Genomic DNA, 8,963 nt, shown 5'->3' on the forward strand with positions numbered 1-8,963 from the left:
ACAAAGAATCATGGCAAAATTAAATTTCGGCGGTGTTGAAGAAAATGTAGTAACCCGCGAAGAGTTTCCGTTATCAAAAGCACAGGAAGTCCTTAGAAGCGAAACAGTAGCGGTAATTGGCTACGGTGTTCAGGGGCCGGGACAAGCGCTTAATCAAAAAGATAATGGAATTAACGTTATTGTTGGTCAGCGTAAAAACTCAAAATCCTGGGATAAAGCTGTTCGTGACGGTTTCGTTCCCGGTGAAACTCTTTTCGAAATTGAAGAAGCTCTGGAAAAAGGAACAATCATTTGTTACCTTCTTAGCGATGCAGCACAGATCGAGCTCTGGCCTACAGTACAGAAACATTTAACTCCTGGTAAGGCTTTATACTTTTCTCATGGCTTCGGAATCACCTTCAACGAGCAGACTGGCATCATCCCTCCTGCAGGCGTTGACGTATTCCTGGTTGCACCAAAAGGATCTGGTACTTCCTTACGCAGAATGTTCCTGGAAGGCCGTGGCTTAAATTCAAGCTTCGCTATCTATCAGGATGCAACTGGCAAGGCATGGGAAAGAGTTGTAGCTCTTGGTATCGCTGTTGGCAGCGGGTATCTTTTCGAGACAGACTTTAAGAAAGAAGTATTCAGTGACCTTACAGGCGAGCGCGGAACTCTGATGGGCTGTATCCAGGGTATCTTCGCTGCACAATACGAAGTATTACGCAGCAAAGGACATACTCCATCTGAAGCGTTCAATGAAACAGTAGAAGAATTGACACAGTCTCTTATGCCTCTTGTAGCAGAGAACGGAATGGACTGGATGTATGCAAACTGTTCAACCACAGCACAACGCGGAGCTCTCGACTGGTGGAAAAAGTTCAAAGATGCTACCAAACCTGTATTTGAAGAGCTATACGAAAGTGTTGCTACCGGAAAAGAATCACAAAGGTCGATCGATCTTAACAGCCAGCCTGATTACCGTGAAAAGCTTGAAGCAGAATTAACAGAACTGCGTGAAAGCGAATTATGGCAGGCCGGTAAAACTGTAAGAAGTCTGAGACCTGAAAATCAATCAGTAGAGGCATAAGCCATCATTAGAGGACAGGAAGTATGACTACTTCCTGTCCTCTGTTATCATTACAGTACGAATTAATATATACTTAATTCTATTTCAAAACAAGTACTTAAGCTTAGCCCGGCAAGCCGGGGAACAAAACAAGAATATGTTACACGATTCTAACCGCATATTTATTTTTGATACAACACTTCGCGACGGAGAACAAGTACCGGGTTCTCAGCTTACAACACCTGAAAAGATCATTATAGGGGAAGCTCTTCAATCGCTGGGTGTAGATATTATTGAGGCTGGGTTTCCTATTTCCAGTCCGGGTGATTTCCAGAGTGTGATTGAACTGTCAAAAATAATTCGCGAGCCTATCATTTGCGCACTGAGTCGTGCAAAAAAGGGAGACATTGATCTCGCAGCCGAAGCGTTAAAATACGCCAAACATCCGCGCATACATACCGGTATTGGATCTTCAGACATGCATATTAAATACAAGTTCAACAGTACGAGGGAAGAGATCCTGGAACGGGCTGTAGAAGCTGTAAAATACGCGAAGAAGTTTGTTGAAGATGTTGAGTTCTATGCAGAAGATGCAGGCAGGGCCGATAATGTTTATCTGGCTCAAATGATTGAAGCCGTCATTGCGGCGGGTGCAACCGTAGTCAATATTCCCGACACAAACGGATATTGTCTGCCGGAAGAATATGGAGCGAAAATCCGCTTTCTGAAAGAAAACGTAAAAAATATTGATCAGGCCATTATTTCAGTACACTGCCATAACGATCTTGGCCTTGCTACAGCAAACAGCATGGCTGGCCTCCAGAATGGAGCCCGTCAGGTAGAATGTACGATTAATGGCATTGGAGAACGCGCAGGGAACACCTCATTAGAGGAAGTCGTGATGATCCTTAAAACACACCGGTCCCTGAATCTTCACAACAACATAAACACGCAGCATCTATATAAGTTAAGCGGAATGGTAAGCCGCATGATGCGAATGCCGGTGCAACCCAACAAAGCCATTATTGGCAAAAACGCATTTGCCCACAGCTCGGGCATCCACCAGGATGGCGTGCTCAAACACCGCGAGACTTATGAAATAATAAATCCGGAAGACGTTGGTATCGACCAGTCGGAGATTATCCTGACCGCCCGCAGCGGCAGGCATGCTCTTAAGCATCACCTTGAACGCCTGGGATACTCTGTAGATCGTATCGATCTGGACCATGCCTATGAGCGCTTCCTGGAAATGGCCGATAAGAAAAAGGAAATTAAAGATGATGATCTCCTTTTACTGATGGGCAATGGAAACGACACCACATATAAAAACGGTGTAAAAATTCAGTCGCTGAAAGTTGTCTGCGGCGAGGAAACAAACCCTCAGGCCGTAGTAAAACTAAATTACAAAGGAGAAGACATTGAAGCTACAGCGTCGGGCAACGGACCTGTGAGCGCCACGATAAAAGCAATTGAGAGCATACTCGGCAATCATGTAGAAATTAAAGAGTTTAATATCCATGCAATCGAAGGAGGAAGTGACGATGTAAGTAAAGTAGACATGCGAGTGATCCATGAGGATAAATCATACATGGGCTACGGCTTCAGCACCGATATCGTAAGAGCGTCTGCTAATGCATACCTCGATGCCCTGAATAAATTTGTATAGATATATCTCTTCACAGATGAGATCCGTTTAAGAAACAATATAATTTTGATTAAGAAATGAGCAAGACATTATTTGACAAGGTGTGGGATTCGCATGTGGTACGTAGCATTGAAGGCGGCCCGGATGTGTTATTTATTGATCGCCATTTAATCCACGAAGTCACCAGTCCCGTAGCATTCCTGGGTTTAAAGACCCGTGGAATCCCGGTATTATATCCGGAAAGAACATTTGCAACCGCAGATCATAATACACCAACAATCAATCAGCACCTGCCTGTGGCTGATCCCCTTTCTGCGAATCAGCTGAAGGCGCTCGAGGAAAATGCAGACGCTTACGGAATCAGGCACTGGGGGCTTGGCCACCAGAAAAATGGGATTGTACACGTTGTGGGACCAGAAAACGGAATAACACAGCCAGGTGCAACCATTGTTTGCGGCGACTCGCATACCTCAACTCACGGTGCTTTTGGGGCTATCGCTTTTGGAATCGGCACTTCCGAAGTGGAAATGGTACTTTCCACGCAGTGTATCATGCAGCCGAAACCTAAAAAAATGCGGATTAACATCACGGGCAGCCTCAGCAAGGGCGTCACTCCAAAAGATGTGGCTCTTTTTATCATTTCTAAGCTTACTACGTCAGGCGCCACGGGATATTTTGTGGAGTATGCCGGGGAAGTATTCGAGAATATGACCATGGAAGGCCGTATGACTGTTTGTAACCTCAGTATTGAGATGGGTGCCCGCGGAGGCATGATTGCACCCGACGAAACCACATTCAATTATATCAAAGGCCGCGAGTTCACTCCTAAAGGTGAAGCGTGGGACAGGGCGATGGCTTACTGGCAGACGTTGAAGACTGATGCTGACGCTACCTTCGATAAGGAATTTACGTTTGACGGAAGCAGCATTGAACCTATGATCACTTACGGAACCAATCCCGGAATGGGCATGGGAATCTCCGGTAGAATTCCTGAAGCACAGGAAGTGGAAGGCGGCGTTGCCACATATGAGAAGTCGCTACACTATATGGGCTTCCATGAAGGCGAACCGATGATCGGGAAGAAGGTAGACTATGTTTTTGTAGGCAGCTGTACGAACGGCCGGATCGAGGACTTCAGAGCTTTTGCCTCAGTTGTTAAAGGCAAGCATAAAGCAGATGATGTTACCGTATGGCTCGTGCCCGGATCGCATGTCGTTGAAGAACAGATTAAAGAAGAAGGACTCCTTGATGTACTGACAGAAGCAGGGTTCTCTTTACGTCAGCCAGGATGTTCAGCTTGCCTGGCTATGAACGACGATAAAGTGCCCGCCGGTAAATATGCGGTAAGTACTTCAAACAGGAACTTCGAAGGCCGCCAGGGTCCCGGCGCCAGAACTATGCTGGCAAGTCCGCTGGTCGCAGCAGCTGCTGCTGTCACGGGTGTGGTAACAGATCCAAGAACTTTAATTCAATAATACTAATCACACGGGCATTCATTTACCCGCAAAGAAATAATATGGCTTACGATAAATTCACTGTCTTAAAAAGTACCGCTGTTCCTCTTCCTATTGAGAATGTCGATACTGATCAGATCATCCCGGCCCGCTTTCTGAAAGCAACAGAAAGAGTAGGATTTGGAGATAATTTATTCCGCGACTGGAGATACAATCCAGACAATACTCCTAAAGCTGATTTCGTTCTGAACAACCCGGTTTACAGCGGTAAAATACTTGTGGGTGGCAAGAACTTCGGATCCGGATCATCCAGAGAACATGCGGCATGGGCTATTTACGATTACGGTTTCAGATGTGTGGTTTCCAGCTTTTTCGCTGATATATTCCGGAATAATTGCTTGAATATCGGGGTATTGCCGGTACAGGTTAGCGCCGGGTTTCTCGAAAAGATATTCAATGCCGTCTTCGCTGATCCGCAGACACAACTGGAAGTAAATCTTCCCGAACAAACCATTACACTTCTGGCCACCGGAGAGAGCGAGAGCTTCGACATCAGTACTTATAAAAAAGACAATTTGTCTAACGGCTTTGACGATATTGATTACTTACAGAACATAAAGGGAGAGATCCAGGAATTCGCTTCGAAATTACCATTCTAAAAAGAATCATACGATAAGTGCTCTTTAAAAAGGCGTTTCAATCAAATAATGAAACGCCTTTTATTTAAAGCGTTGAAGGAAATTAAGCAATGAGCGAGCTAAACGGGGAAAAAAGAAAAATTGAGATCATGGATACTACACTCCGCGATGGTGAACAAACATCAGGAGTGTCGTTTTCTATTTCAGAAAAGCTAACCATCACACAATTACTCCTTGACGAACTCAGGGTAGACCGTGTAGAAGTTGCATCCGCCCGTGTTTCCGACGGAGAGTTCGGAGCAGTTAAAGCAATAACAGACTGGGCAGAAAAAAATGGTTACATCAAAGCGATAGAAGTATTATCTTTTGTAGATCAGGGCGTTTCTATTGAATGGATGGAAAAGGCGGGCGTAAGAGTTCAGAACTTGCTAACAAAGGGTTCACTGAACCATTTGACCCATCAGTTAAAAAAAACGCCCGAACAGCACTTTACCGAAATTGCTTCCGCTATTCAGTCTGCCGGCGAAAAGGGAATTGATACGAACATCTATCTCGAAGACTGGAGTAACGGGATGCGGCATTCGCCTGATTATACCTGGGAGTATCTAGAGTTTTTATCAACGCAACCTGTAAAAAGGATCATGCTGCCCGATACACTCGGCGTTCTTACGCCAGCAGAAACGGCCGTGTTCATAGCGTCTATCAGAGCAAAATACCCCCTGCTCCATTTTGATTTTCACGCACATAACGATTACGACCTGGCTACTGCGAATGTATTTGAAGCGGTTAAAGCAGGTATAAATGGCCTTCATCTAACGGTAAACGGAATGGGAGAAAGAGCTGGAAATGCTCCTATGGCGAGTGTTGCTGCCGTCATTAACGATTTTCTTCCTGAAGCTGAAATTGCATTGAATGAATCCTCCATTTATAAAGTAAGTAAACTGGTTGAAACTTTTTCGGGAGTAAGAATTCCAGCTAATAAACCCATTGTTGGAGAAAGCGTGTTTACACAGACGGCAGGAATCCATGCAGACGGCGATAATAAGAGCAACCTTTACTGCAACTCGCTGCTGCCTGAGCGCTTTGGCCGGAAACGGAAATATGCACTTGGTAAGACGTCGGGTAAGGCAAACATTGAAAAGAACCTCCAGGAGCTGGGTTTGAAATTAAACCATGAAGACCTGAAAAAGGTGACGCAGCGCGTTATCGAACTGGGCGACAAAAAGGAAGCTGTCACTACAGAAGACCTTCCCTATATTATCTCCGATGTGCTCAACAGTAAACTCTACGAAGAAAAAGTAATAGTAGAGTCCTATGTTCTGACGCATTCCAAAGGACTCCGGCCTTCTGCTACACTTTCAGTTTGTATCAACGGTAAACTTTTTGAAGAGCATGCGCAGGGCGACGGTCAGTTTGATGCTTTTATGAACGCGCTGACTAAAGTTTATGCAAAGAAGGACATGCACCTTCCCAAACTGGTAGATTACACGGTACGGATTGCACCGGGCAGTAATTCCGACGCTTTATGCGAAACAGTAATAACATGGGAGACAAGTGATAAAACCTTTATTACCCGGGGACTGGATTCAGATCAAACAGTTTGTGCTATTAAAGCAACTCAAAAAATGTTAAACATTATATAGAAAATAAACCATACAATGAAGTTAAATATAGCCCTTTTAGCAGGAGACGGAATTGGGCCTGAAGTAGTAGATCAGGCAGTTAAAGTAGTAAATGCAGTTGCTGCAAAGTTTAACCATGAAGTGAACTGGACTTCTGCTTTAACCGGAGCCGTAGCTATTGATGCGGTTGGCGAACCTTATCCTGATGAAACCCATGAAGTATGTATGGCGGCAGACGCCGTTTTATTTGGCGCCATTGGTCATCCCCGCTTTGATAATGATCCTAAAGCTACTGTACGCCCTGAGCAGGGATTGCTTAAGATGCGAAAAAAACTTGGTCTTTATGCCAATGTTCGTCCGACCTTCACATTTCCTTCTTTAATTGACAATTCACCTTTAAAGAGAGAAAGAATTGAAGGTACCGACTTAATTATCCTGCGGGAATTAACCGGAGGCATTTACTTCGGCGAAAGAGGAAGAAAAGATGATGGCAATACAGCTTTTGATACATGTACCTATACCCGTGAAGAAATCCAACGACTTGCTAAGCTCGGGTTCGAACTTGCCATGACGCGCGGGAAGAAATTGTGCTGTGTGGATAAAGCCAACGTGCTTGAAAGTTCACGTCTGTGGAGGGAGACCGTGCAGGACATGGAAAAGGATTTCCCGGAAGTGGAAGTAACCTACGAGTTTGTTGATGCCGTGGCTATGCGACTGGTTCAATGGCCTAAATCATATGATGTCATCATTACAGAGAACCTTTTTGGTGATATCCTCACAGATGAAGCCTCTGTAATCTCAGGGTCAATGGGATTGATGCCTTCCGCCTCTGTCGGCATCCACACTTCTCTCTACGAGCCAATTCACGGATCATATCCGCAGGCAGCGGGTAAAGATATCGCGAATCCGCTGGCAACGGTATTATCGGCAGCAATGATGTTTGAAGATGCATTCGGTTTAAAGGAAGAAGCAGAACTCATCAGATCGGTAGTGAACAAGTCACTTACTGAAGGCATCGTGACGGAAGACCTTGCCGGAAAGGACAACAAAGCCTACAAAACCAGTGAAGTCGGCGACTGGCTCGCAAAAAATATATAAAAGCTACACAATTGCCTCCTCTCCCCCTTCCTCTAGCAGGTAAGGGGGATTTTCTGTTAATACGCGATTGCTTACCGTCTCTGCTTTCATAATTTAAAGAACCTTTGATTTACAATTCTTTTCCTGGCAACAGGTCATTTCAGGCCCTGAATTGTAACTATCTATAATGATCCCTACATTCGCACTAGCAAAGACAAAAAATGAGTAATTATCTCTATACTTCCGATCCTGTAAAAGCGCGGGAACGCTTAAAGGCGGTTATTAAACGTACGCCACTAATATATAACGCCCGCCTTTCTGAAAAATATGATTGCCAGGTATTCCTCAAACGGGAAGATCTTCAGGCAGTCAGGTCATACAAATTGCGCGGAGCCTATAATATGATCTCCCAGCTTAGCGAAGAACAGCTTTCTAAAGGTGTTGTATGCGCCAGTGCCGGCAATCATGCCCAGGGCGTGGCTTTCTCGTGCAGGGAACTAAACACGCGGGGCGTAATTTTCATGCCCGAGATAACTCCTAAACAGAAGATCGATCAGACCAGGATGTTCGGTAACGGGATGATTGAGATCATACTGGTTGGCGATACCTTTGATGATTGCCTTAAGGAAGCGCTGGCCTATACAGACGAGAACCAAATGACCTTTGTACCTCCTTTTGATAATTACAATATTATTGAGGGACAAGGTACAGTGGCTGTAGAAATCATGGAAGATCTTCCTGATACAGATATCGTCATCATTCCCGTGGGCGGCGGCGGCTTGGCTGCGGGCACCGGCAGCTATCTCAAGCAGGTAAACCCGTCTGTCCGGCTGCTGGGGGTCGAGCCTGAAGGAGCTCCTTCCATGCACAAAGCGTTTGAAGCCGGACGGCCGGAAACACTGCAATCAATTAACCGGTTTGTTGACGGGGCATCCGTAAAACGTGTTGGTGAACTTACGTTCCCCATTTGCAGAGATGTTCTCGATCAAATAATCCTGGTCCCTGAAGGGAAGGTTTGCACTACTATCCTCAGGCTTTATAACGAAGAGGCCATTGTAGCTGAACCGGCAGGCGCTTTATCTGTAGCCGCACTTGATCTTTGTGCAGATCAGATAAAGGGCAAAAAGGTGGTCTGCATAGTAAGCGGCGGCAATAATGATATCGAACGGATGCAGGAGATTAAAGAGCTTTCGCTGCTGTACGAAGGTCTGAAACACTATTTCGTTATTCGCTTCCCTCAACGTCCCGGAGCTCTCAAGATGTTCGTAAATAATGTCCTTGGGCCTGGCGATGATATTACCCGTTTTGAGTTCATTAAGAAAACAGAACGTGAAAGCGGGCCCGCTCTCGTCGGAATCGAGCTCAAATCAGCCGATGACTACGCCGCCCTGATACAGCGTATGGAGGCGCACCGTTTTGATTACAAACCTATTAACCAGGATCAGACACTGTTTGAATATCTGGTTTAAAGGGGATGTT

7 protein-coding genes are annotated in these 8,963 nt (G+C 45.3%); all 7 read left to right on the forward strand.

Translation table 11 applies throughout. From position 1 onward, the window contains the following. A partial coding sequence (gene ilvC / locus DDR33_RS18975) for a ketol-acid reductoisomerase (protein ID WP_262509945.1) occupies positions 1-1,069 on the forward strand: 1,069 nt, incomplete at its 5' end. 136 nt (positions 1,070-1,205) lie between these two features. Next, positions 1,206-2,714, forward strand: coding sequence for a 2-isopropylmalate synthase (locus DDR33_RS18980; RefSeq protein ID WP_109417382.1), 1,509 nt, complete (start codon positions 1,206-1,208; stop codon positions 2,712-2,714). 56 nt (positions 2,715-2,770) lie between these two features. Then, complete coding sequence (leuC, locus tag DDR33_RS18985) at positions 2,771-4,168, forward strand: 3-isopropylmalate dehydratase large subunit (RefSeq protein ID WP_109417383.1); 1,398 nt, start codon at positions 2,771-2,773, stop codon at positions 4,166-4,168. A 41-nt stretch (positions 4,169-4,209) separates the two neighbouring features. Beyond that, positions 4,210-4,806, forward strand: a complete 597-nt coding sequence (gene leuD, locus DDR33_RS18990) for a 3-isopropylmalate dehydratase small subunit (protein ID WP_109417384.1) — start codon at positions 4,210-4,212, stop codon at positions 4,804-4,806. A 128-nt stretch (positions 4,807-4,934) separates the two neighbouring features. Next, positions 4,935-6,428: an alpha-isopropylmalate synthase regulatory domain-containing protein gene (locus DDR33_RS18995; RefSeq protein ID WP_238387861.1), complete on the forward strand. Its 1,494-nt coding sequence runs from the start codon at positions 4,935-4,937 to the stop codon at positions 6,426-6,428. A 15-nt stretch (positions 6,429-6,443) separates the two neighbouring features. Continuing rightward, positions 6,444-7,505 carry a 3-isopropylmalate dehydrogenase gene (gene leuB, locus DDR33_RS19000; RefSeq protein ID WP_109417386.1) on the forward strand — a complete coding sequence of 354 codons (1,062 nt, stop codon included), beginning with the start codon at positions 6,444-6,446 and terminating at the stop codon, positions 7,503-7,505. A gap of 200 nt (positions 7,506-7,705) precedes the next feature. Next, complete coding sequence (ilvA, locus tag DDR33_RS19005) at positions 7,706-8,953, forward strand: threonine ammonia-lyase IlvA (protein ID WP_109417387.1); 1,248 nt, start codon at positions 7,706-7,708, stop codon at positions 8,951-8,953. Positions 8,954-8,963: the final 10 nt, after the last annotated feature.

The organism is Pararcticibacter amylolyticus, from assembly GCF_003130405.1.
In the GTDB taxonomy this organism is placed as follows: domain Bacteria; phylum Bacteroidota; class Bacteroidia; order Sphingobacteriales; family Sphingobacteriaceae; genus Arcticibacter; species Arcticibacter amylolyticus.